The organism is Bacteroidales bacterium (assembly GCA_029210725.1).
Lineage (GTDB): Bacteria > Bacteroidota > Bacteroidia > Bacteroidales.
The window spans coordinates 20,577-43,946 of record JARGFM010000005.1 but is presented as its reverse complement, the minus strand read 5'-3'; the positions used below and the strand labels follow the sequence as shown (position 1 = coordinate 43,946).

21 protein-coding genes, 1 tRNA gene and 1 pseudogene are annotated in these 23,370 nt (G+C 47.6%); 16 read left to right on the top strand and 7 right to left on the bottom strand.

All coding sequences use genetic code 11. From position 1 onward, the window contains the following. Nucleotides 1-52 precede the first annotated feature (52 nt). Together P1P86_04070 and P1P86_04065 are read left to right on the top strand one after the other, a co-directional pair. A complete protein-coding gene (locus P1P86_04070) occupies nt 53-934 on the top strand; it encodes a nucleoside phosphorylase (protein ID MDF1574351.1) in 882 nt (293 codons plus the stop codon). Then, nucleotides 927-1,787: a transglutaminase-like domain-containing protein gene (locus tag P1P86_04065; GenBank protein ID MDF1574350.1), complete on the top strand. Its 861-nt coding sequence runs from the start codon at nt 927-929 to the stop codon at nt 1,785-1,787. The genes P1P86_04070 and P1P86_04065 overlap by 8 nt, the downstream gene beginning before the upstream one ends. 11 nt (nt 1,788-1,798) lie before the next feature. Here the strand turns inward: P1P86_04065 and P1P86_04060 are convergent, their stop codons facing one another. The 4 genes from P1P86_04060 to P1P86_04045 all read right to left on the bottom strand — a co-directional run bounded on the left by P1P86_04060 (nt 1,799) and on the right by P1P86_04045 (nt 5,270). Beyond that, nucleotides 1,799-2,854, bottom strand: a complete 1,056-nt coding sequence (locus P1P86_04060; GenBank protein MDF1574349.1) for an NAD-dependent epimerase — start codon at nt 2,852-2,854, stop codon at nt 1,799-1,801. Beyond that, on the bottom strand, nt 2,854-4,389 hold the full coding sequence (rny, locus tag P1P86_04055; GenBank protein ID MDF1574348.1) for a ribonuclease Y: 1,536 nt from the start codon (nt 4,387-4,389) through the stop codon (nt 2,854-2,856). Before rny ends, P1P86_04060 begins: the two co-directional genes overlap by 1 nt. 292 nt (nt 4,390-4,681) lie before the next feature. Further along, complete coding sequence (locus P1P86_04050) at nt 4,682-4,969, bottom strand: cell division protein ZapA (GenBank protein MDF1574347.1); 288 nt, start codon at nt 4,967-4,969, stop codon at nt 4,682-4,684. 7 nt (nt 4,970-4,976) lie between these two features. Next, a complete protein-coding gene (locus P1P86_04045; protein MDF1574346.1) occupies nt 4,977-5,270 on the bottom strand; it encodes a hypothetical protein in 294 nt (97 codons plus the stop codon). A 122-nt stretch (nt 5,271-5,392) separates the two neighbouring features. Between P1P86_04045 and P1P86_04040 the strand changes: the two genes are divergently transcribed. The 5 genes from P1P86_04040 (at nt 5,393) to rplS (ending at nt 11,908) form a co-directional block, all read left to right on the top strand. Continuing rightward, on the top strand, nt 5,393-7,102 hold the full coding sequence (locus P1P86_04040; protein ID MDF1574345.1) for a M23 family metallopeptidase: 1,710 nt from the start codon (nt 5,393-5,395) through the stop codon (nt 7,100-7,102). Between the two features lie 10 nt (nt 7,103-7,112). After that, entirely contained in the window at nt 7,113-8,177 is a 1,065-nt protein-coding gene (locus P1P86_04035; protein MDF1574344.1) for an anhydro-N-acetylmuramic acid kinase, read from the top strand. A gap of 11 nt (nt 8,178-8,188) precedes the next feature. Further along, a complete protein-coding gene (locus P1P86_04030; protein ID MDF1574343.1) occupies nt 8,189-9,328 on the top strand; it encodes an iron-containing alcohol dehydrogenase in 1,140 nt (379 codons plus the stop codon). 433 nt (nt 9,329-9,761) lie between these two features. Next, nucleotides 9,762-11,450: a C69 family dipeptidase gene (locus P1P86_04025; protein MDF1574342.1), complete on the top strand. Its 1,689-nt coding sequence runs from the start codon at nt 9,762-9,764 to the stop codon at nt 11,448-11,450. 110 nt (nt 11,451-11,560) lie between these two features. After that, nucleotides 11,561-11,908: a 50S ribosomal protein L19 gene (rplS, locus tag P1P86_04020; GenBank protein ID MDF1574341.1), complete on the top strand. Its 348-nt coding sequence runs from the start codon at nt 11,561-11,563 to the stop codon at nt 11,906-11,908. Between the two features lie 70 nt (nt 11,909-11,978). Here rplS and P1P86_04015 read toward each other — a convergent pair whose 3' ends face one another. Continuing rightward, nucleotides 11,979-14,783, bottom strand: a complete 2,805-nt coding sequence (locus tag P1P86_04015; protein MDF1574340.1) for an AsmA-like C-terminal region-containing protein — start codon at nt 14,781-14,783, stop codon at nt 11,979-11,981. 89 nt (nt 14,784-14,872) lie between these two features. Here P1P86_04015 and P1P86_04010 point away from each other — a divergent pair. From P1P86_04010 to P1P86_03995, 4 genes are all read left to right on the top strand, one after another. Continuing rightward, nucleotides 14,873-14,946, top strand: a tRNA-Arg gene (locus P1P86_04010). Nucleotides 14,947-15,257: 311 nt separating this feature from the next. Continuing rightward, nucleotides 15,258-16,046: a 2-oxo acid dehydrogenase subunit E2 gene (locus P1P86_04005; GenBank protein MDF1574339.1), complete on the top strand. Its 789-nt coding sequence runs from the start codon at nt 15,258-15,260 to the stop codon at nt 16,044-16,046. 194 nt (nt 16,047-16,240) lie between these two features. Beyond that, nucleotides 16,241-16,432 (top strand): hypothetical protein, encoded by a 192-nt coding sequence (locus P1P86_04000; protein ID MDF1574338.1) that lies wholly within the window; start codon nt 16,241-16,243, stop codon nt 16,430-16,432. A 101-nt stretch (nt 16,433-16,533) separates the two neighbouring features. Next, the gene (locus tag P1P86_03995; protein ID MDF1574337.1) at nt 16,534-17,001 is read left to right on the top strand and encodes a hypothetical protein; all 468 of its coding nucleotides are present in this window, start codon (nt 16,534-16,536) and stop codon (nt 16,999-17,001) included. Between the two features lie 13 nt (nt 17,002-17,014). Here the strand turns inward: P1P86_03995 and P1P86_03990 are convergent, their stop codons facing one another. Further along, nucleotides 17,015-17,770 carry a LytTR family DNA-binding domain-containing protein gene (locus P1P86_03990; protein MDF1574336.1) on the bottom strand — a complete coding sequence of 252 codons (756 nt, stop codon included), beginning with the start codon at nt 17,768-17,770 and terminating at the stop codon, nt 17,015-17,017. Between the two features lie 150 nt (nt 17,771-17,920). On the opposite strand from P1P86_03990, the gene P1P86_03985 reads away from it, so the two are divergent. The 5 genes and pseudogenes from P1P86_03985 (at nt 17,921) to P1P86_03965 (ending at nt 22,901) form a co-directional block, all read left to right on the top strand. Further along, a complete protein-coding gene (locus P1P86_03985) occupies nt 17,921-18,304 on the top strand; it encodes a MotA/TolQ/ExbB proton channel family protein (GenBank protein ID MDF1574335.1) in 384 nt (127 codons plus the stop codon). A 39-nt stretch (nt 18,305-18,343) separates the two neighbouring features. Further along, entirely contained in the window at nt 18,344-20,395 is a 2,052-nt protein-coding gene (locus tag P1P86_03980; GenBank protein MDF1574334.1) for a Na/Pi symporter, read from the top strand. Between the two features lie 18 nt (nt 20,396-20,413). Further along, complete coding sequence (locus P1P86_03975; GenBank protein ID MDF1574333.1) at nt 20,414-21,394, top strand: aminodeoxychorismate synthase component I; 981 nt, start codon at nt 20,414-20,416, stop codon at nt 21,392-21,394. Next, complete coding sequence (locus P1P86_03970) at nt 21,378-21,974, top strand: aminotransferase class IV (protein ID MDF1574332.1); 597 nt, start codon at nt 21,378-21,380, stop codon at nt 21,972-21,974. The genes P1P86_03975 and P1P86_03970 overlap by 17 nt, the downstream gene beginning before the upstream one ends. 150 nt (nt 21,975-22,124) lie before the next feature. Further along, nucleotides 22,125-22,901: pseudogene (locus P1P86_03965) on the top strand (creatininase family protein). 17 nt (nt 22,902-22,918) lie between these two features. On the opposite strand, the gene P1P86_03960 reads toward P1P86_03965, so the two are convergent. Next, nucleotides 22,919-23,356, bottom strand: a complete 438-nt coding sequence (locus tag P1P86_03960; GenBank protein MDF1574331.1) for a C-GCAxxG-C-C family protein — start codon at nt 23,354-23,356, stop codon at nt 22,919-22,921. Nucleotides 23,357-23,370: the final 14 nt, after the last annotated feature.

Here is a 23,370-nt window from a genome sequence, read left to right as displayed (position 1 = left end):
AGCAGCTGTAAAAATACACTATTTTTATGGAATAAGCGAAATAGCAGCGTGTATGAATCCGATTTCCCGTACAGATCTGATCCTGAATCCGGATGGAAGTATTTACCACCTGAAGCTACTGCCTGAGGATATAGCCGATCATGTGATCCTTGTGGGTGATCCCGGAAGGGTTTCTATGGTTTCGGCGCATTTCGACCATATTGAGCTGGAGAAAGGTAACCGGGAATTTGTTACCCATACAGGCAGTTACCGGGGTAAAAGAGTGACCGTACTCTCCACAGGTATTGGGATTGATAACATAGATATTGTCCTGAATGAGCTGGATGCCCTGGTAAATGTGGATCTGGACCGGCGCATCCCCCGGGTACGGAAAAAGAGTCTGAACCTGATCCGGATCGGGACCAGCGGAGCACTTCATGCCGATATCGCTCCCGGTGGACAGATCCTCACCAGGGTGGCCGGGGGATTTGACGGGCTTTACCACTTCTACAGGGATCCCGATGAGCATAACCTGCTCTCCCTGTCCGACTCCTTCAGAGATCACACCTCATGGAAAAGCACCCTGGCCGAACCCTACTTTATCAAAGGCTCAGAGAAGTTGCACAAGCTGCTGTCCGGACCCGGGGTGCTATCCGGGATCACCCTCTCCACTCCCGGGTTTTATGCGCCGCAGCTCAGGAGTATCCGGCTTTCCCCTTTTGACCCAGAACTGGTTTCAAAAATCAACACCTTCCGGTTTGAAGGCATGCGCATCAATAATTTTGAGATGGAAAGTTCAGCGCTTTATGCTTTATCTGCTTTTTTGAACCACCAGGCCATTACCATTTGTGTCGCAATTGCAAACCGCATATCCCTTGAGTTTCTGGAGGACTATCACGGGGCCGTTGATGCATTGATTCGCATGGTCCTGGAAAAACTGCTTCCGGATGACTGAAAACGGACATAAAGAGCTGGAAGCCCTGATCAGTCTTCTGGAAGATCCTGATAAACTCGTATTTGACAATGTATCGAATCGCCTGATAGAGCTTGGCGAAGCAGTGGTCGCTCCCCTGGAGAAAAGATGGGAAATCACGCTTAAATCCGATTTGCAGATTCGGATTGAAGATGTGATACGGAAAATCCAGTTTAATTCTCTGGAAAGAGGAATGAACAACTGGAGATCAGGTGGTGGCAACGACCTGCTTTACGGGGCCTTCCTGGTGGCACGTTTCCAGTATCCTGAACTGGAATATGAGCTTTTGAACAGGAAAATGGAGAAGATAAAAAAAGATATCTGGCTGGAGCTGAATAACGAGCTGACTGCCCTTGAAAAAGTAAAGGTGATCAACTATTTTCTCTACGAGATTCATAAGTTCGATAAAAGTCTGAAGAAGGCACACTCTCCGCAACTTTATCTGATCAATCATGTGATGGATACTTATAAGGGGAGCCCGGTATTGCTGGGACTGATCTATGCGGAGCTGGCCAGGAGACTGAACCTGCCGATCTACGGGGTGAATCTGCCCAGGAACTTCGTTCTGTGCTATTACGATCCGGACTACCATGAAGATCCAAACAACATCCTCTTCTATATCAATCCCTCGGATAAGGGATCGGTATTGGGCTTGAAGGAGCTGAAACACTTCCTGCGTCATCTGAAGATTGAAGAAAAGGAGTATTACTTCTCTCCCTGCTCCGGAATTGAACTTATTGAAAGGTTAATTATCAACCTGCAATTTGCCTACGAACGGTCGGGACAGACAGATAAAGCTCAATCGCTGAAGAACTTACTTCACCCCGGTAAGTGATTTCCCCGGCCCTATACTTTGTAATACATCCTGTACCAGGCAATAAACCGTTGGATTCCGGTTTCCACCGGGGTGTCCGGATTGTAGTTATAATCTCTCCTTAAGGAAGTGACATCGGCCCAGGTCTTTTCCACATCCCCGGGCTGAATGGGCATCATTTGCCATTCAGCCTTTTTCCCCAGTGCTTTCTCAATGGCCTCAATAAAGGCAATCAATTTAACGGGGCTGCTGTTCCCGATGTTATGGATCTTGTAGGGTGCTGAGGAGAATGAAGGATCCGGAGTTTCAGGCTTCCACCCCTCCCCCTTTACATGACCCAGGCTGACCATTCTTTCGATCCCGCCCACAATATCATCCACATAGGTGAAGTCCCGTTCCATCATTCCATGGTTAAACACCTGGATCGGCTCGCCGGCCAGGATCGCTCTTGTAAAGAGAAACAGGGCCATGTCGGGTCTGCCCCAGGGACCGTAAACCGTAAAAAAGCGTAAGCCTATGCTGGGCACTCCAAAGAGATGACTGTAGGTATGGGCCATCAGCTCGTTGCTCTTCTTACTGGCGGCATAGAGACTCACGGGGTGATCCACATTGGAACTCACAGAAAACGGCATGTTCTTATTCAGCCCGTAAACGCTCGAACTGCTGGCATAGATCAGGTTCTCAACGGGATGATGCCTGCATGCTTCCAGGATATTCAGAAAACCGGTGATATTACTATCCACATAGGCCTGAGGGTGGGTAAGGCTATAGCGCACACCTGCCTGGGCGGCCAGGTTCACCACGACATCAAATTGATGCCTGGCGAACAAATCGAAAAGGGCATCGCGGTCCTCCAGTTTTAACTGGATGAACTGATAATTATCAGAATTACTGCTTGTTACTTCCTGGTTATAGGCAATACTGCTGCGTGCTATCCCGGACAGCTCCAGCCGGTCATATTTCAGCCCCACATCGTAATAGTCATTGATGATATCCAGCCCGGTTACATGGAATCCCTGTTCCACCAGTTTCCTGGCCAGATGAAACCCAATAAAACCCGCTGTACCCGTAACAAGAACTTTTTTCACTATTTGGCGTAACTTATGGCACGTGTTTCACGAATAACAGTCACTTTTACCTGTCCAGGGTAGGTCATTTCATCCTGAATTTTCCTGGCAATATCAAAGGAAAGGCTCTCCGCATCCTTATCTGTTACTTTTTCACTGCCCACAATTACCCTTAGCTCTCTGCCTGCCTGAATGGCATAGGTTTTCAAAACACCAGGATAGGAAAGGGCCATGGCCTCCAGTTCCTTCAAACGCTTGATATAAGACTCTACCACTTCACGTCGGGCGCCCGGTCGGGCCCCTGATATGGCATCACAAACCTGTACAATGGGTGCAAGAAGTGTGGTCATCTCCACTTCATCATGATGCGATCCGATGGCATTGCATACTTCCGGTTTCTCCTTGTATTTCTCAGCCACCTTCATTCCATAAACTGCATGGGGAATCTCAGGCTCATCATCGGGCACCTTCCCAATATCATGCAACAAACCAGCCCTCCGGGCCAGTTTGGCATTCAAACCGAGTTCCGTTGCCATAATGGCACAGAGATTTGCAACTTCCCGGGAGTGCTGCAAGAGGTTTTGCCCATAGGATGAGCGGTATTTCATCTTTCCCACCATACGGGTAAGTTCCGGGTGCAGGCCATGAATCCCCAGATCAATGGCTGTGCGCTTTCCGACTTCAATGATCTCCTCCTCGATCTGTTTCCGGGTTTTGGCCACTACCTCCTCAATCCTGGCCGGATGAATACGTCCATCGGTAACCAGCTGGTGCAAGGATAGCCTGGCCACTTCCCTTCTGACAGGGTCGAAGGCAGAAAGAATGATGGCTTCAGGAGTATCATCCACAATCACCTCCACACCCGTGGCAGCCTCCAGGGCACGGATATTTCTTCCTTCCCTTCCTATAATCCTGCCCTTAAGCTCATCCGATTCGATATGAAAGACCGTCACAGCATTCTCAATGGCCGTTTCACTGGCCACCCTCTGAATGGTTTTGATAACGATATTCTTTGCCTCCTTGTTCGCAGTCATCTTGGCTTCATCAACGATCTCATTGATCAGTGACATGGCCTCTGTCCTGGCCTCCTCTTTCAGAGATTCAACCAGTTGCTCTTTTGCCTCTTCGGCTGAAAGACCCGATATGGTCTCCAGTTGCTCCACCTGCCTGCGGTGGGATTTTTCCAGTTCTTCTTTTTTCTTTTCAATAAGCTCCAGCTGAACATTCAGATTTTCCCGAATAGCATCTACCTCCTTCCTCTTCCGTTGAATATCCTCATATTTCTGGCTGGCAGAAAACTCTTTTTGTTTTACTTCATTCTCTAGCTGATTCAGCTTTCCATTCTTCTCATTGATGAGCTTCTCGTGTTCTTCCTTTAGCTGAAGAAACTTCTCCTTGGCCTGCAGTATCTTCTGTTGCTTAATCATTTCTGCTTCACCTTCTGCCTCTTTGAGCATCCTGGAGCTCTTTCTTCTGGTAATTACACCAACAAGGACGAAGCCAGCTCCCACTCCCAATAACAGTGAAGCACCTCCTATAACAAGATACATGACCATGGACGACTGCAGCATCAATAAATGCGTTAACAGTTCCATATCTAGTTCATTTTAGAAAATAAAAAAACCCGCACATTCCCTCAAAATTTTATTAAACCCCATAAAACACGGGTGGAACTGCCAGATCATATCAAGTGTCCAATGACTGAATACTTCAGTATCCCGGCGAACCGGAATTTTGGCCTGCTTTTCTTAATCTGAGCTTTGCTCCAATATGATAAATGTTGAGTTCAAAAAATAATTGAAGAAACAATGCGGGCAAACTCATTAATATGTATAAGAACGTCTTACTCTATTTCAATAACTCATCCAGCTCACTACTCAAATTCCCCAACTCCTCTTCCAAAGATACAACATTTTGTTGTTGTTCGCAATCGATCAGGTTTATAACAAACTGAAGAGTAGCCATGGCCATAAAATCCTGCGTATCTTTATCTGTATATCTCTGTTTATACTGCAGTACTTTATCATTAATCATTCTGGCCGCCTGCCGTATTTTCTCTTCATCCCGGCGTTTTATCTTCAGGGGATAAAAACGTTCAGCAATCTGAACCTTTATAGAAAGCATATCTTCCGTCATCCCCGTCCTATCTGTTTAATAGAGCAATACACTTGTCAATCTCCCGCACAATTCTATTTATCTGTATCCTGGCATCCTGTGAATCTTCACCATCGGCCAGAATCCCTTTTAACAGAGACAATTTCTGGTTTTTTTGTTCCAATTCATTAATTACTGACTGTTTTTGCTGAACCGATTTCTGAAGATGCTCATTCTGTGTTTTCAAGCGGACATTTTCGTCCAGTTGTTCCTGCAAGCGGACTTTTGCCGATTGAATTTTCTTCCTGATTCCTTCAAGTATTTCGGTCTGTTCAGCACTCATTCAACAGAGATATATAATACAAATATAGAATTATTTTGATCCGTTTAAAACTTTCAATTCCGAAACTGTTGAGCTTAAAAATAAAAGCATAGTTTTGAAATTTTAAGATCCCCGAGATAATGATGTCCAGAGCCATTACCCTGATTTTGTTACAATTCCTTATGCTTTACAGCATCGGACAGGATGGAATAAGCTTCCATCCTCCCCTGAAGATCCCCCTGTACCTCTCCGGTAATTTTGGGGAGATCCGGAGTGATCATTTCCATTCGGGGATTGATATTAAAACACAGGGGAAAACCGGCCACCAGGTGTTTTCCGTGGATGAAGGATACATCTCGAGGATCAAGGTTCAAGCCAACGGTTACGGGAAATCCATCTACATCAGCCACCCAAATGGCTTCACTTCTGTGTACGGGCACCTGGACAGGTTCCGGGACGATATAGCCACTTATGTAACCCGCATGCAGTACAGGCAGCAGTCCCATACAGTAGATCTTTACCTGAGCGGAGAGACCTTTCCATTGAAAAAAGGGCAATTAATAGCCTTTTCAGGAAACTCAGGCAGCTGCTCAGGGCCCCATCTTCATTTTGAGATCCGCAGCTCGGCCAACCAGCATCCCGTGAATGTGCTCAAATACAACTTTGATATCAGGGACCAGACGGCTCCAAGGTTCTATTCGCTTCATTTGTATCCCATGGATAGCCAGAGTTATGTAAACAATCAAACTGAAAAGTTTTCGAGCCGCATTGTGAGGGACAATGGAGTTTACACCATCCCTTACGGCACCGGTATTTCGGCTTATGGAAATCTGGGTATCAGTGTTGAGGTCTTTGATTATCTGGATGGGGCTTCCAACAGGTGCGGCGTGTATACCCTGGAGATGTTTGTGGACAATAAGCTCAAATACAGCCATGCGATGGACGAATTCGCCTTCTCGGAAACCAGGTACATCAATGCACACATCGATTACCGGGAACTGATCAGATCGGGAATCAGGGCACACCGTCTTCATCGTCTCCCCAACGACAGGCTTAGAATCTACAATAAATCAGCGGATAACCAGGCCCTGGTGGTAAATGAGCCCAGGACCTACCCCTTCAGGATCGTGGCCACCGATGTGGTCGGAAACAGCTCCGTTCTGGAGTTTACCCTTCAGGGAGCTGAAGACAGGCCTGCCCCTGCGGGCAAAGACTCCATCTACGTGTCCACCCTGAAATCTGACAGGGTCAACCGCTTTGACAGGGGCCCGGTGCGGGTAGAGATTCCGGCCAACGCCCTTTACCAGGATATCGACTTCAGCTTCCATATGTCCCCTCAGAAAGAGGGAACACTCAGTCCCCTGTATCACCTTGGCAATAAAGAGGTACCGGTACACTCCTCCTATACCCTTTCTGTGGACAGTCCCGAAGTTGATCCCGGGCTTCGAAACAAACTGTTGTTCATTACCGTCAACGATGAAGGGAAATTTGAGTCGGCAGGCGGCGAATACAGAGATGGTGCCATGGTAGCCAGACTTAAAAAGTTCGGGGTATTCAGTGTGGCAATCGACTCTGTTTCTCCCGAAATCATCCCTCATAAGAACCATGGAATCGATTATTCTGGCAATGAAGAGCTTCGCTTCACCATCCGCGATGAATTGTCTGGTATCGGCAGATACGAGGGCTATATTGATACGCATTGGGCCTTGTTCGAATATGATCCGAAGAACGAACTCCTTATCTACAGATTTGACCCGGAGCGAATTGCCAAAGGAACGCTTCACGAACTGGAACTGTATGTAAGCGACCAAAAGGGAAATGTTAAGCTCTTTCAGACTACTTTTGAATGGTAAAAAATAATTCATGAAAAAGACTTACCGGGTTACGGGATTAATGTCAGGGTCATCCATGGATGGGGTCGACCTGGCATGCTGCGATCTGATATGGAAGGATGGCTTGTGGGATTTCAGGATTTTGGAGGCCGAAACCTTTCCTTACCCGGAGGAGCTTTATTGTAAACTGGAACAAGCCTGTAAATGGAGCAAAAAGAACATCGATGAACTCGATCTGGAACTGGGCCATCACTATGCCCGGCTGCTCTCTGTCTTTCACAGAAAGACGGGGCTGTTCCCGCAATACATTTCTTCACACGGACATACGATCCTGCACGAACCAAAGCGGGGGATTACCTTCCAGGCAGGAAATGGCAGGATTATGGCCGACCAGACAGGAATCCCGGTAATCAATGATTTCCGGAGCGAGGATGTGGCCCAGGGAGGACAGGGAGCTCCCCTGGTTCCCCTGGGCGACAGCTTGCTCTTTCACGAGTATGAAGGCTGTCTGAACCTGGGAGGATTTGCCAATATCTCCTTCGAAAACAGTCGGGGGGAGCGGATCGCTTATGATCTCTGCCCCGCCAATATGGCACTCAACCATATAGCCGCCATGGAAGGACTGCCCTTTGACAGGGATGGGGAGATGGCCCGTTCGGGACAGGTGCATAAGGAGCTGCTAGAGAAGTTGAACGGCCTGGATTTCTACTCAAAAAGCGGACCCCGATCCCTGGGAAGGGAGTGGTTCCTGGAACAATTCCTTCCTTTTATTCGGCCCGGCAATCTGGCCGCCAAAGATATTATGGCCACCGTGCTGGAGCATATTGCCTATCAAATTTCCAGGAACATCCATGAGGCAGGGATAAAGTCTCTCCTGATAACCGGGGGCGGAACACTGAACCTTATGCTGCTTGAACGGTTAAAGAAACTGACAGGCACATCCCTGGTGATCCCTGAAGAGAAATTGATCCACTATAAAGAGGCGCTTATTTTTGCCCTGCTCGGAGTTCTGAGGATCCGGGGAGAGATCAACTGCCTGGCCAGCGTAAGCGGCGGAAGGAAGGACCTGTCGGCAGGCACAATTTATAACATCTAAAACATCTTGCTATGTACAATTTTATCGCTTATAATCCGGTGAAACTCCATTTTGGAAAAAATGTGGTCAAAGAACTTGGGCCCGGTGCGGCAAAGCTTGGGAAAAAGGCCCTGCTTGTTTATGGGGGCGGTTCTGTGCTCCGGAACGGCAGCTACCGGGATACCCTGGAGCAACTGAAAAACCAGGGTATTGATATCACTGAATTTAATGGAATTAAACCCAATCCCAGAGTGGAAGATGTGATGGAAGCAACCAGGATTGGAGTGGAAGCCGGAGTAGATATGGTGGTGGCTGTCGGGGGAGGAAGTGTGATCGACTCCGCAAAGATCATAGCCATCTGCATCGCCGAGGAATGTGATGTTTGGGAACTAATGACCGGCAAGTATGCGCCCCTTACGGCCAAACCTCTGCTTGCGGTTCTGACCCTTGCAGCGACCGGGACAGAGATGAATGCCGTTGCGGTTCTGCAGAATGAGGCAACGAAAGAAAAAATCGGCTATAGAAACGAACTGATCTACCCCGTTCACTCCTTCCTGGATCCTTCCTATACCCAATCGGTGCCGGCCAACTACACCGCCTACGGGATTGCGGACCTGGTGGCCCATTCCCTGGAAGCCTGGTTTGGCAAAGGAGAAGCCACCCTTTCCGATCGATTTGTTATTTCAGTCATTCAGGAAGCCCTGGAGTTTGGTCCTTCCCTGATGAAGGATCTGGAATCATATGAACTGCGGGCCAGAATTATGTGGGCAGCCACCAACGCCCTGAACAATATCACCCTGTATGGAAGGGCATCGGGCGACTGGGGCGTGCATGCGCTGGGTCATATACTCTCCTTTTTGTATGATACGCCCCATGGCGCCACCCTGTCGATTATCTACCCGGCCTGGATGAAATTGATGAAAGAGAGAGCCGGGGGGCGGATTCTTCAACTGGGCCGCGAACTATTTGGAGTCAGCTCCGCGGATGATACAATCAGCGCCCTGGAGTCCTTTTTCAGGTCGCTCGGAAGTCCGGTTAAATGCCAGGAAGCAGGAATTGATAAGTCCAGGAAAGAGGAGATCCTGAGTCTGATGAACCGAAACAGAGCGGAAGGAACCAATTATGGCTTATCTGATCGGGAAAGAGAAGAATTGCTGACGTACATCTTCTGACAAAAGAAAAGGGTTCAACCTGGCGATTGACCCTTTTCTACAACACTAACTAAAACTACCAACTAAACTACCCTATATATCTTTTACTGATTTGATACAAATAATATGCCACAAAGATAATCACTTTCGCTCTTGCTGCAACCATATTTATATATAATTTACGTTAAATTATGTTTAATATGATAATTGGACATTACACCCCCATATTTAAGGGGGTGTATTCATATTATCAGGTTATTTATGAAGAACCTCTTTGATATATGCAGGGGTGTTCATATTAATATATCTTTTAATATTCCTTCCTTTTTTTTTGTTTTTTTCCGATAAACCATGTTATTCGATACCTTGTGTTGGTAGTTTGACAGAAAAATGAAATCTTGCAGGCGCATCGCTTCGGTGTGAATGATTAAGTCTTATAACCAAAAGAATGAATATGAGTAAGAAACATGTTTTTAGCGCGATACTTGCACTGGCCATCTGGAGCAGCAACATTTTGGCATGTACCAATTTCCTGGTTACTCCCGGCGCATCGGTGAACGGCACGACCATGATCACCTACGCTGCAGATGCCCATGTACTTTATGGAGAATTATACTTCAGACCGGCGGCAGACTATCCCCCGGGCACCATGCTGGATGTCTACGAGTGGGATACCAATAAATTTCTGGGTAGGATCCCCCAGCTTTCTCACACCTTTTCCGTGGTCGGAAATATGAACGAGCACCAGGTGGCTATCGGGGAAACCACTTATGGAGGAAGGGGGGAACTTCGCGATTCCACCGGGATCATCGATTACGGCAGCCTGATTTATATCACCCTGCAGAGGGCCAGAACGGCCAGGGAAGCCATTAAAATCATGGGCGATCTGGTCGCTGAACACGGGTATGCCAGTTCCGGGGAATCCTTCTCCATCGCAGACGCCAACGAGGTCTGGATTATGGAACTTATTGGCAAAGGGATGAAGATGGCAACTGAAAACGGTAAGACCTACAACAAAAATAAAGGGGCCGTCTGGGTGGCCGTAAGGATTCCGGACGGATACGTGTCGGGCCATGCCAATCAGGCCAGGATCCGGCAGTTTCCCCTGGATGATCCGGAAAACTGTATTTATGCACCCGACGTGATCTCCTTTGCCCGTGAAATGGGCTACTATGAAGGTAGCGATGAGGACTTCAGTTTTTCTGACACCTACGCACCTGTCGATTTTGGTGGTGCCAGGTTTTGCGATCTGCGGGTATGGTCCTTTTTCAAAGATATAAACGACGACATGGACCAGTACTTTGATTATGTAAAGGGAGAAGATCTGGATAACAGGATGCCGCTCTTTATCAAACCCAAGCGGAAACTTTCCAACAAGGACCTGATGGACTTTATGAGAGACCACCTGGAGGGAACGGAACTGGATATGAGCAAAGATGCCGGAGCCGGACCTTTTGGTCTCCCCTATCGCTGGCGTCCGCTCACCTGGGAATATGATGGAAAAATGTATGTGAATGAACGTGCCACGGCCACCCAGCAGACAGGTTTCTCTTTTGTGGCCGAAAGCAGGCCCATGAAACCCGACTGGCTGGGAGGAATTCTGTGGTTCGGCATAGATGATGCTGCAGCCACCACTTATGTTCCCATGTATTGCGGTATGACCCGCGTTCCCGAATCATATGCTGTAGGGAACGGCGATCTGCTCACCTATTCAGAAACAGCCGCCTTCTGGGCCTTCAGCTTTGTCTCCAACTTCAGCTATCTGAGATACAATGTAATGATGGAAGATGTCTGGAAAGTACAGGCGGAGCTGGAAGAGAAGTTTATCACGGAAATTGCAGCCATAGATGCTGCTGCTGCCGTCCTGAATGAAACCAACCCGGAAGTGGCCCGGGAATTTGTCACCAATTACTCGGTGAATATGGGGGATTATACCGTTAAACGATACAAGGAGCTGGGACAGTTCCTGCTTGTTAAATACATTGACGGGAATATCAAAAAGGAGGAGAATGGTCAGTTTCTCCGCAGCAAAGATGGCTATCCGCTGAGTCCGGATCAGCCCGGTTATTCCGAACAGTGGAAATCTGTGGTTGTAAAGGATGCCGGCAAGAAATTAAGGGCCCCGCAGGGGGATGCCCATTAATAAAACAGGGCTGTTAATAAAACGGGGAATATTTTATTATTAACTGGATTTTTTTTGTACTTTTGCGACCTGTTAAATCGAAGCATAGAATATAATAAAGAAATAGAATCATGGATTTAATGAAGGTTGTTGACCAGGAATATGCTGCTGAAAGGGAACTTCCCAAATTTAGTGCGGGTGATACCATCACTGTTCACTATAAGATCAAGGAGGGAAACAAAGAGCGTATTCAGCAGTTCAGGGGAGTTGTGATCCAGAGACGGGGAAAAGGAAATACCGAGACTTTTACGGTTCGTAAGATGTCGGGGAATATCGGTGTGGAAAGGATCTTCCCTTCTGCTTCCCCCTTTATCGATAAAATTGACATCAATAAGCATGGCCGGGTAAGAAGGGCCCGTATCTTCTACTTCCGTGATCTGACGGGTAAAAAAGCACGTATCAAAGAGAAAAGATTCTAGATACGACTCACAAAAAAACCAACAGGCTGTTTCGATAGAGGCAGCCTGTTTTTTTTGTATGGCGGAAAAACTAAATTCTGCCGGCTTCTTCGCGGGCTTTCTGAATAAGAGCTGCTGCTTTCAGCTCAGCTTCACTCACCAGGCTGGCGGACTGCTTTTCAGCCTGACGTTTCAGTTCCCCGGCTGCCGATTTTGCAGCCACCTGTTTCAAGGGATTGCTGCCAGCCTCTTCCATCAGCTTCTCACCCTGAAGCTCCGCCTCCTTCATCAACGCTTCACCAGCCTTCCTGGCCTCTTCAATCAGCCTGGCAGCCTCTGTTTCGGCATCGGTAATTAATTTTTCGGCTTCCTCCCGGATCTCCTCTTCCACCTTCTTTATCTCCCCGGTGACCTTTTCTTCCAAGGCTTCCTGAATCGTTTCCCCTGCCGATTTCATATTCCCGCTCAGGTCGGTGCTCAGTTTCGGATGATTGAATGTTCCTTCTATACGGGCCAGAACTTTGATATAATCTGATTGTGGAATCTTCAGACCTGCGCCGGCAGCAAGCAGGGTCATGCCCTGGAACATTTCATTGGCCCCACTGCCCAGGTCTGTTCTGGCAATCTTCATATCCAGGGTATAGTCCATGCTCAGATCAATCCCGTGAGAGCCGGAAACGGTCATTTCTGAATCATAGAAATCCATGGTGAAGGGATTGAATATCACCCTTCCCTCCTTTACGGTGAACCCAACATAAACCTCATCCGGTGCCATCTCATTGAATTTCTCATTTTTCAGGATCTCCGTCAGGGGTAAAAATTCCGCCATGTTGTAAAACTGAAGGCCCTCTGTTTTTGCCTGTCCTTTTGCATTCATAGATTCGTAGAGTGGAGCAAAGCTTACGTCCATCAGCGAATGGAATTCCATATCCACATTTGCTTTCCCCCTGAAGTATCTGGCAATGGGAGCCAGCTTCCCCACAGACACGAAGGTTTTGTAGGCAGCAGGAATATCCACGTTTTTCATATCCACCGTGAAATCCGCTTCGGCATACTCACCGCGCGTATCAAGCCATCCCGATGTGAGCATACTCCCCTCCAGCAGATCCATCCGCAATGGATCCATTCCCGCCACACCTTCCTTCAGGTGCATCTCTCCCTTGATATTTTCAAATAGAATTTTGGCATACTCCACCCGGCGCATATCCACGCTCATGGCAAGGTCCATATTTTCCGGAATTCTCACCCTTATCGGCTCAGCCAGGGAATCAGGCAGCACAGGGACCAGGGTATCGCCGCTTACCTGGTCCATCTCAGCAGTCTCCTCCAGCTCAGGCATAAGCTCATTGGCATCCAGAAGCGCAGATCTTACGGCCAGTCGGCCCGATATGGTCTGACCGTCAAAAACGTAGGGGATGAAATTCACCAGTTCGCCCTTTATATGAAGATCGGAGGCCCCCATCTTCAAATCCAGGGACGTAAGCTCAACAATCCTGGGACTGAACAACATGTTCATTGTCTCCAGCACCAAAGGCACCGGGAGCTCAGGGGCCTCCAGCAGCATTCCCTCTATCAGCAGGGAACCATCAAGGTCCACTTCCTCAAAATTTTCATTCTCTATGTATGACATTCTTGTATCCCACCTGAGATCCGCTTCAAGCCTGCCGCCGAGACTCATATCTTTCATGGGAACTATGTCCTGCAGCGAGGCAAAGTCAATGCTGCCAATGGCTTTACCGGCCACATGCATATCACTGATTGGATGATCGACCTGCATGCTTAAATCAAATGGATTCCCACCCAGCAAGAGATGAAAGTTCTGGAGATCGACCAGGGTCTTGTCCATGTCGGCTCCCCTGTAATCCACCATCAGGGATATCCGGACATCGGAAACATCCCTGGGGAGATCCGGATAGGAGAAATAGCCGTCCCTGACCTGCAGGTTCAATGTAGCATCGGGAAGAATAGAGTCTTTCATTACTCCACTTACTGTTCCATCCAGTTGCAGAGTCCCGCTGGTCTTCAGGCTCTCGAAATCCTGCAGATAAATGGCCGGGACCAGGGAAAGAAGCGTTTTAAAAGTAGTCTCACGCGAGAAGAACTTCAGATCCAGTTCCATGGCATCATCGTCCAGCAAAAGCACATCACCCTCCACGCCCAGCGTAAGACCGTTCAGGCTAATCAGGTTCTCTTTCAGGCTGTACCTGTTTTCCGCCAGGTTGGCAGCCACAATCAGATCCAGCTTAAAGACCCCATCCCGGAGATAGCGGATCCCATCCATCTTTGCATTGATCCTGTCAATACCGCCGGATATGATTAATTCTGTCTGCTCCATGGAAAGGTCCCCCCGCAGTTCCATCTGAAAGCCCTCCAGGGAAGTTTCCATATCAACGGTCTCGTCGAGATAGTAAATACGTCCGTCTGTAATCGCAAAACGCTTCAGGGAGACAGACAAGGAAGAGGCTTCAGCACTTTCCTCAGCTTCATCCTCCTCCTCGATGGCCGCAGCGCTGATATCCCAGTTGGCCGATCCATCCTCCAGCACGATGGCATTGATCAGCGGACGTTCCACAAGAATGGATTTTAGCACTATATCCTTCCGGATGGCACTGAAAGGATTCACCCGCAATTCAAAACGCTGAAGCCCGGCAAGGGTATCCCCCTCGAAGGCCTCCACCCCCACCACCGATACCTGGTGCAGATTAATGCTCAGGTCGGGAAAGCCCCGGAAGAAAGAAAGACTGAACCTGGACCAGTCCACCCGGGCATGAACCTCCTCGTTCACCTTCTCCTTGACCTCCGCTTCAATTTTCGACTTGAAAAGAATCGGAGTCACAATCAACAAAACGAGAATCACTCCCAGGGTGATTACCAGTATCTTCAGCAGCTTTTTCATCTGTACATTTTAAGTCAAATTTACTATATCTTCAACGGTAAAAGAGTTTTGAAATTATAGGGAAATGATTAAATTTGCACTCCCGTACCGGACGAGTAGCTCAACTGGATAGAGCACCTGACTACGGATCAGGAGGTTGGGGGTTCGACTCCTCTCTCGTTCACCTTGAATATGAGGCAGTTACACAATAAAACGTGTAGCTGCTTTTTTTATTATTTCACCTGCATTTCTCTCTGTCCCAGAACGCAAGCATTCTGAACTTTTTATCACTAATTCCAATTCCAGTTCGCACTTGCGGGCTCCTGAGTCTGCCTGAGCAAGCTCAGCAAAATCAATAATCCTCCGGATAATCGTAATCCAGAATAAACCCCATTGATTTTATCTTCTTAACTTGTATTCAGTAAGCACTACAATATTTGTTTGCTACTATGTTCATGCTGGGAGACAACTACATTATAATGAGAATAGAATCAAATGATTAAAGATAAGGGATATAAAAGTTTGCCATTAACATGTAACAGACGAGCAGTAATTGCATCTGCAACTGTTACGAAAGAGAAAAATACAATCCATAGTTTCTCGGAGGTTGATATTACAGAACCTCGAAAAAAAATAACAAGGCAATTTGAAAAGACTGGAAAAAAACTGTCACTAACGGCATATATTGTATCCTGCTTAGCTCAGACAATAAAAGAATATCCCGAATTTAATTCTTTTATTAAAGGTCGTAAACTTATTGTACTTGAAGATATTACCATTAGTGTTTTAGTCGAACGAGATATACAAGGAGAAAAAGTCCCCGAACCGATAGGAATAAAAAGAGCACAGGAAAAATCACCTAATCAAATTCAGACAGAAATAAAGACAGCAAAAGAACAGATAAGTGATAAGCTTGGAAGTTTATCTGGGAAGACTTGGCTTAATCTAATACCGACTTTTTTATTAAAAACATTTATTAGGATTGCTGATAAAAATATAAGAATGTCAAAAAGTTATGGTAAAGTCGCCGTGACTTCTGTTGGAATGTTTAGTAAAGAAGCTGTATGGTTTATACCGCATGGAAGTGCAACAGTACTAATAACTGTGGGGAGTATTGGAAGCAAAGTTGTGGAGATAAATAGGAAATTTGTTTCAAGAGAGCATCTTTGTTTGACCGCATCATTTGACCATGCTATTATAGATGGTGCACCTGCGTCTCGATTTATGAATAAATTGCTTGAAACTATAAAAAGTGGACATTTGATAAATGACAAAACAGATTAATATAAAAATAAGCACGAAAGCACAACAAATGGTATAGTGCATGCGGGTTTCAGCGGTTTACGAGAGTTTGTGGCTCGTAAAAAAGGTCGGTGTAAACTGATAGGAAATCGCTTCGTAATCCCGCACGACACCATACCATCAACCGTTAGCGGCAAGCAAAGACACGCCAAGACAAAAACATAAAAGGAGTAAAAATGAAGACAGATGATTTTAAATTTTTAGTTGAGTATGCTGTAAAAGCACTTTCAGGGCATAATACGCAACCCTGGAAATTTGAAAGCACTGAAGATGGTGTTGTTACCCTCATAGCAAAAGCATTGTTTGCGATTATCCATTTTTCAGGCAGCGAAAGCCTCTCTACCATATTCCGGTTCACAACGCGCTGAATCTCCAGTATCCAATCTTTGTTGCGGATATATGCGGGCTATTCCCAGGACTGTTTTATTTCTGGGGCATTTCCACTAATTTTGGTATAAATATCCAGCTGATGATCGGTGAGAAGTTTCAACCCAGAGTGGCCTACCGTGCCCTGAAAATTATTTTCTATGCCATGAATACCGGATTGCTTCTGTTTTTTGTAGTGGCCATCTACCTCAATGAGATGAATATTCCGGAATTTAAGGAGGGAATTGATATCCTCACCTACGTGAATGTGTTTCTGCTGGTATCCATCCCGGCCGGATATACCATTTCTTCGCGAAAAATGGAGACCATCGATGCCGGGGACTCTTTCGCCAGAAAATTCGAGCAGTTTCAGTCGGCCATGATTGTCCGCTGGGCCGTGATCGAGGGAGCGGCCCTGTTCTCCCTGGTGGGACTTATCGTTTTACAGGATTCCAAGCAACTCATCCTGTTTGTGATCTGCATCCTGGTACTCTCTTCCAATACCGTGACAAAAGAGAAAGTAACCCGGATGGCGAAACTGAACCCGGAAGAGTCTAAGGCTTTGGAATAGCAGCCGGGGATGCTTAATTCCCGTTCAGCCTGATCAGCACCTTTTGCTTGTAACTGCGGCTGATAGGCAGCTCCTTATCCCCCACTACTACAAACTCTCTGGAAAAGGAAGAGATTTTTGACTGATTAACAATAAAGGAGCGGTGGATCCTGAGAAATCCCTCAGGCAGGTTTTTTTCCATAAAACTGATCTTCTCTTTGGAAGAGATGCTGGTCCCGTTTGCCAGATGAAATTCAATATAATCCCCCAGGCTTTCCAGGTAGAGCAGGTCCCCATATTTCACTTGGGCGGTCTGCCGGTTTGATCGGACTGTGAAATAACCCTGGTCCAGTTGTTTTTGTTTTTTTTCAAGTTCTGCAATCGCTTTTTGATCCATCAGGTAGTGTTTGATCAGCAGGATAAAAGACATCACCAGTACGACCAGATAGAGAGTTCCGGCCATGATAAATACATCTGTAATAAGCATGCCGTTCTCATTAATATTGTAATACGCTACCAGTAAAACGGTCAGGATACTTGCCTGCATTTCCAGGCAGAGTGAAACCACCAGCATATAAAAGGTATAAAGACCGAACAGGAAGAATCTTCGTTTAAACAGGTAACGGGGAACCAGGAAATAGTTAAAGAAATAGGAGGTGGCAATAATGACGGGCATTAACAGGGAAACAAAAAAGAATGCCTCCACGATCACATGGGTCCACCTGGTAAAAACCAGGGTAAGGGAGGTGTAAACAAAAATCCAGAATAATATGTGATGCCAGGTTTTCATTTGCTATTTCATCTAAATATCGCAAAAATTCACACTCGGAAGTTCGAATGTCGGCAGAATGCAGGTTTCGGACCGGATTCGACCTTGCGCTGTATGCCCTGTCCCAGCTAACTTTGTCGTGTAATTAAGTTTCATTTAAAATTTATCATCATGAAAGAATGGTTTATTATGGGTGGTTCTCTGTTTATGAGTATTCTCACCATTTTATTGGTTATTATCGTGGCCGTTTCTGTCTATTTCGTCCTTTCAATTTCCAGCGGAAAGGCAGTGAGCAAAGAAGGTTTCAGGTACCAGCTGAAGTATGTAAAATCCCTCGGTTTGTTTACCATGATCACAGGCATCCTGGGACAGTTGATCGGCCTCTTTTCTGCTTTTACCGCCATCGAGGAAGCCGCAGATGTTTCCCCGGCCATGCTGGCGGGCGGACTGAAAGTTTCTATGATCACTTCTCTTACAGGTATAATTATCTACCTGATATCAATTCTCATCTGGTTCTTACTCGACCTCTGGTATCAAAAAAAGCTGGTCTCGTGATAAACAAGATTCGTATATTTATAAACGCAATTCCCGGGCTTGAACAGAATTCTGATATATATCGTTTGCGTTTTTCTGCTGGCAGGCTCCCTCCGGGCTCAGGACACCACCTTCATTCATGAAGAATTATGGTTTCCTCCCCTGACACTCTCTGCCGTAAATTCCTCCCCGGGGGTATTATCAGGAATCTGCGGGACTACGCTAAGCTCTCCAATTGAGGTCCTGGTTTCGGATGCCTCGGGTCAACCGGTTCAGGGCATACAGGTAGAATTTCGTCTTTTGGCACAGCCGGAGGAGAGTGAGAATCCAATGCTCAGTCCCATGCTGGTTATCACGGACTCCTCCGGCCGGGCCAGGACGAAACTTACCCTGGGTTCGAAACCGGGCAGCTATCAAATCTCCGCCAGGATCGCCGAGGGATTCCCCGATAATGAAGTTTTCTTCACGGCCAAAGCCGCCCGGAAAAACTGGGTTTTAATACTGCTGATCAGCTTGTTCGGAGGCCTGGGGTTATTCCTTTTCGGGATGCACTCCATGAGTGAGGGAATGCAGCAATCGGCCGGTGAACGATTGCGTTCGATCCTGGAAAATGTCACCCGGAACAGGATCGTGGGCGCGGGCATCGGCACCTTTGTTACGACCATTATTCAGAGCAGCAGTGCAACATCGGTTATGCTGGTAAGCTTTGTAAATGCCGGGTTGCTTCAGTTCAGGCAAAGCATTCCGGTGCTGCTTGGTGGGGCCATTGGCACTACCATCACCGCTCAGCTGATCGCCTTTAAAATCACCGAATACAGTCTGCTGCTTGTGGCCGTGGGATTTTTTATTCAGGCATTTTCGAAAAAAGAGAGATTCAGGGCAGTGGGATACTCGCTCTTTGGATTCGGACTCCTGTTTTTCGGCTTGGAGATCATGTCCGGTGCCATGGCTCCGCTCAGGGACTTTGCTCCCTTTATCGATTTGCTGCTCCGGCTGGAGAGCCCTTTGCCTGGCATCCTGGTGGGGGCCCTGTTCACGGCCATTATCCAGAGTAGCAGCGCATTTATCGGAATTATGATTGTGCTGGCATCACAGGGCCTGATCTCACTGGATGCCTGCATTCCACTCCTCCTTGGTTCCAACCTGGGCACGCCGGTCACAGCTCTGCTGGCCAGCATGAGAGCGGATAAGGAGGCAAAAAAAGTGGCACTGGCTTTCATTTTAATTAAACTGATCTCCGTGCTCATCTTTGCGGGATGGACCGTACGCCTGGGTCACCTCCTGGAACAGCTGACTCCGGAAGCCCCCCTGCCACGGCTGATTGCCAATGCACACACCCTGATCAACGGGGGTCTGATGCTGGTGATTCTCCCCTTTACTCCGCAGGTCGCCCGATTCGTGGACTGGATTGCTGGCAGGGAGAAGGAGGAGGGCAAAAATGCCTTCCGCACCCTGTACCTGGATCCGGGCATGATCTCGACCCCCTCCCTGGCCCTTAATCTGGCCAAACAGGAGATCATCCGGATGGGAATGATAGTCCGGACCATGTTTTCCCTGATTCAACTCCCCTTTCTGGAAAAGGATGCCTCTAAACTGGGCGAGCTATATGTTCACGAGCAGGAGGTAAATTTCCTGGCCGATGCCATCAAATCCTATTTTTTAAAAATTAAAAGGGAGTCCATGAACAACAAACAACAAAAAGAGACCTTCCGGCTCTTGTACTCTCTCAATGAATTTGAGAAAATCGCAGATATCATTTCCGGAAACCTGGCCACCCGGGCCGAAAAATGGTGCTTAAAGGATTATGATTTCTCCGACCAGGGCAAAAAAGAGCTCCGTGTATTTCATGAAAAGATTGAGAAGCAGCTGAAGCGCTCTCTGATGGTGTTTGAGGAGGCGAATCTACAGACTGCCGCAAAAATGAAGGCCAAGCACAAGGAGTACCGGGCCCTCTCCAGAGAGCTGGAAAAACAGCACTACGACCGCATTTTGGAAGGCATGGCCGAATCCATTGAAAGTAGCAAGACCCACCTGGAGATCCTGGCGCTCTATTCCACCATTGACAGTCATGCCACCAGCATTGCCCGGAATGCTCTGGAATGGGAGCAGTAGCCCTGTGGGGGGATCAGCATGGAAGTTCTTAACCGTCATACAACCATCGGGAAAATCAACGAATTAGCAGGCAGGGAACTTCCTTTTGTGTTCCTGATCAGCTTCAGCGGAGAAGAGAACCTGGTCTGTACTCCGGAAGAAGCTGCCAGCAATGGATTCTTCCTGGAAATGCCGGGGATGGTGAATCATTCCCTGAAAAGTATCCGTGGATCTGACATACGACTGACTTTGACCCCACCCGATCCGCAACAGTACCATCAGGCCTTTGAACAGGTCATGAAGGATATCCTCTATGGAAACTCCTTTCTCCTGAACCTGACCATGCCCACAGCAGTGGAATGCAACTACTCCCTGTCTGAAATATTCACGAACAGCAGGGCCCCCTATAAACTTTACCTGGAGAATAAACTGGTGGTATTCAGTCCCGAACGTTTTATCAGGATCCTGGACAGGAAGATCTCTTCCAACCCCATGAAAGGCACCATGGATGCCGGGATCCCAGGCGCGTACAAACTGCTGGCCTCCGATCCCAAGGAAGATGCTGAACACCATACCATTGTGGATCTGATCCGGAACGATCTGAGTACCGTAGCCAGCCAGGTCAGAGTTAAGCGCTTCAAATACATTGAAAAACTGAAGACTCACCGGGGAGAGCTTCTGCAGATGAGTTCTGAGGTCACCGGCCGCCTTCCCGAAAATTTTAAAAGGAATTTGGGAGATATTCTTTTTCGCCTGCTTCCTGCCGGATCCATCTGCGGGGCTCCTAAAAAGAAGACCCTGGAGATCATCCGGAAGATTGAGACTTATGAAAGAGGTTATTATACCGGGGTTTTTGGCTATTTTGACGGCAGTAAGCTGGATACAGCAGTCGCCATCCGGTATATGGAGAAACAGGGAGAAAAACTGGTGTTTAAAAGCGGAGGGGGAATCACCCATCAAAGTTCCTGGGAGCAGGAGTATGATGAAATGCTAAAGAAAGTATATGTCCCGGTATATTGAAACCATACAGCTTTCTCAAGGTACACTGATGAATCTGGAATTCCATCAGGAACGCTTTGAACGGACCCGGACCGAAGCACTTGGTTTGAAGGTGCATCCCCGGCTTGCCGAAGTTCTCCAGGTCCCGCGGGGACTGGAACAGAATACATATAAATGCCGGGTAATTTATGAGAAAGAGGTCCTGCGCATTGAATATGAAGCCTATCACCCACATCTGGTTCGCTCGCTCAGAATGGTTCATTCAGATTCCATCCAGTATCCATACAAATATGAGAACCGCTCGGCACTGGAAAAGCTGTTCAGGCAACGCAGGGATTGCGATGATATCCTGATTGTTAAAAATGAATGCATCACGGACAGCTTTTATGCCAATGTGGTTTTCTGGGACGGAAAGCGATGGGCGACTTCCGACACGCCCCTGTTGCCAGGAACCATGCGAGCCTCCCTGATAAAATCGGGATTGATCGTGGAAAGCAGGATCACCCGCGGGGACCTTTCCGGGTACCGGAAACTGAAATTGATCAATGCCATGAATGATCTTGAAAATGCTGTTGAAATCCCGATAGATTCAATATATTAGCAGCAGACAAGCACAAAACCAAAACCAGAAATGATGAAACTTCAACATAGCCTTATTACTTTAGCCATGCTCTGCATGACCTCATTGAATGCCTTTTCCCAGGAAGCTGAAAAGGGTTCGCTCCCCTACCTGTGAAATGAACTCACGGCTCCCGATTTTGTAAAAGCCGTGGAACTATCCAAAGGAGTCTGCATTCTTCCCGCCGGCATCATGGAGAAACACGGGGCCCATCTGCCGCTCTCCACGGATATAATCCTGGCCCGGGAGATCTCTTCCAGGGCAGCAGGACTGGAATATGCCCTGGTTTTCCCGGAGTTCTATTTCGGACAGATTTTTGAAGCCCGGCACCAGCCCGGCACCATGGCCTACAGCGCTGAACTGGTATGGAGAATACTGGAAGAGACCTGTGAAGAAATGTCGCGGAACGGAATTAAAAAAATCGTCATTGTAAATGGTCACGGCGGCAATAACAACCTCTTCTCCTATTTTTGCCAGACCCAACTGGCGAAGCAGAAAGATTACACGGTGGTGTTTTTCCGCCCCGATGACTCCAAATTGGACCAGGAGCTGGAGAAACTGCGGAATACCGATTACGGGGGACATGCCGATGAGGTCGAAACCTCCGAGGTATTTGCAGTCCGGCCCGACCTGGTGCATGCAGACCGTGCTGCCACTCAGTCGGGAAGCGACCAGGCCCGCCTGGACATTCCCTATGGATATACCGGGATCTGGTGGTATGCCAGCTTTCCCAATCACTATGCGGGAGACGGTTCAGCCCCCAACCGGGAGATCGGTGAAATGAGTCTCGACAGCCAGTCTCAGCAGCTGGCCGAGTTAATCAGTTTCCTGAAATCAGATGAAAGCATCTCTTCCCTGGAGGAGAGCTTCCACAGGGAAGCAGCGAATCCACTGAAAACAGAACAGTAAACAGGCATATCCCAGGATCAGGCGGTGAGGTTTTCCACAATCTCCACCGCCTTTTTTATACATCCGGCACAAACATTCTCCATGATCTTCTCTTCCCTGAATTTCCGGGATCCCTCTGGAGTATTCAGGTCACAGCCGATCAGTTCCCTGCACTGCGTGGTTTTATATTCCGCAAAAAAGTCGCTATGCAGCTCCTTGACACTTCCATAGGCAGCGGCCTTCAATTCCTCGTTATTATTCACCTCTTCTCCCTTCAGCATGCCAAGTACCATGATGGCGCCGGTCACTGCCCCGCAGGTCTCCTGCTGTTTGCCCATTCCGCCTCCGAACCCTGCGGCAATTTTCTGGGCCAGTTCTTTGCTGTATTTCAGGTCATCCGCAAAGGACAACAGGACCGATTGGGCACAATTGAATCCGGAGAGAAACAGTTCTTCAGCATACTGCGAGCGCTTCATCTTAATAAGTTTTT

Bases quoted from the DNA above. Each gene is read 5' to 3' on its own strand.
- P1P86_04070 (MDF1574351.1), top strand. From the start codon at position 53: ATGAATCCGATTTCCCGTACAGATCTGATCCTGAATCCGGATGGAAGT.
- P1P86_04065 (MDF1574350.1), top strand. From the start codon at position 927: ATGACTGAAAACGGACATAAAGAGCTGGAAGCCCTGATCAGTCTTCTG.
- rny (MDF1574348.1), bottom strand. From the start codon at position 4,389: ATGGTCATGTATCTTGTTATAGGAGGTGCTTCACTGTTATTGGGAGTG.
- P1P86_04050 (MDF1574347.1), bottom strand. From the start codon at position 4,969: ATGACGGAAGATATGCTTTCTATAAAGGTTCAGATTGCTGAACGTTTT.
- P1P86_04045 (MDF1574346.1), bottom strand. From the start codon at position 5,270: ATGAGTGCTGAACAGACCGAAATACTTGAAGGAATCAGGAAGAAAATT.
- P1P86_04040 (MDF1574345.1), top strand. From the start codon at position 5,393: ATGTCCAGAGCCATTACCCTGATTTTGTTACAATTCCTTATGCTTTAC.
- P1P86_04035 (MDF1574344.1), top strand. From the start codon at position 7,113: ATGAAAAAGACTTACCGGGTTACGGGATTAATGTCAGGGTCATCCATG.
- P1P86_04030 (MDF1574343.1), top strand. From the start codon at position 8,189: ATGTACAATTTTATCGCTTATAATCCGGTGAAACTCCATTTTGGAAAA.
- P1P86_04025 (MDF1574342.1), top strand. From the start codon at position 9,762: ATGAGTAAGAAACATGTTTTTAGCGCGATACTTGCACTGGCCATCTGG.
- rplS (MDF1574341.1), top strand. From the start codon at position 11,561: ATGGATTTAATGAAGGTTGTTGACCAGGAATATGCTGCTGAAAGGGAA.
- P1P86_04015 (MDF1574340.1), bottom strand. From the start codon at position 14,783: ATGAAAAAGCTGCTGAAGATACTGGTAATCACCCTGGGAGTGATTCTC.
- P1P86_04005 (MDF1574339.1), top strand. From the start codon at position 15,258: ATGATTAAAGATAAGGGATATAAAAGTTTGCCATTAACATGTAACAGA.
- P1P86_04000 (MDF1574338.1), top strand. From the start codon at position 16,241: ATGAAGACAGATGATTTTAAATTTTTAGTTGAGTATGCTGTAAAAGCA.
- P1P86_03995 (MDF1574337.1), top strand. From the start codon at position 16,534: ATGATCGGTGAGAAGTTTCAACCCAGAGTGGCCTACCGTGCCCTGAAA.
- P1P86_03990 (MDF1574336.1), bottom strand. From the start codon at position 17,770: ATGAAAACCTGGCATCACATATTATTCTGGATTTTTGTTTACACCTCC.
- P1P86_03985 (MDF1574335.1), top strand. From the start codon at position 17,921: ATGAAAGAATGGTTTATTATGGGTGGTTCTCTGTTTATGAGTATTCTC.
- P1P86_03975 (MDF1574333.1), top strand. From the start codon at position 20,414: ATGGAAGTTCTTAACCGTCATACAACCATCGGGAAAATCAACGAATTA.
- P1P86_03970 (MDF1574332.1), top strand. From the start codon at position 21,378: ATGTCCCGGTATATTGAAACCATACAGCTTTCTCAAGGTACACTGATG.
- P1P86_03960 (MDF1574331.1), bottom strand. From the start codon at position 23,356: ATGAAGCGCTCGCAGTATGCTGAAGAACTGTTTCTCTCCGGATTCAAT.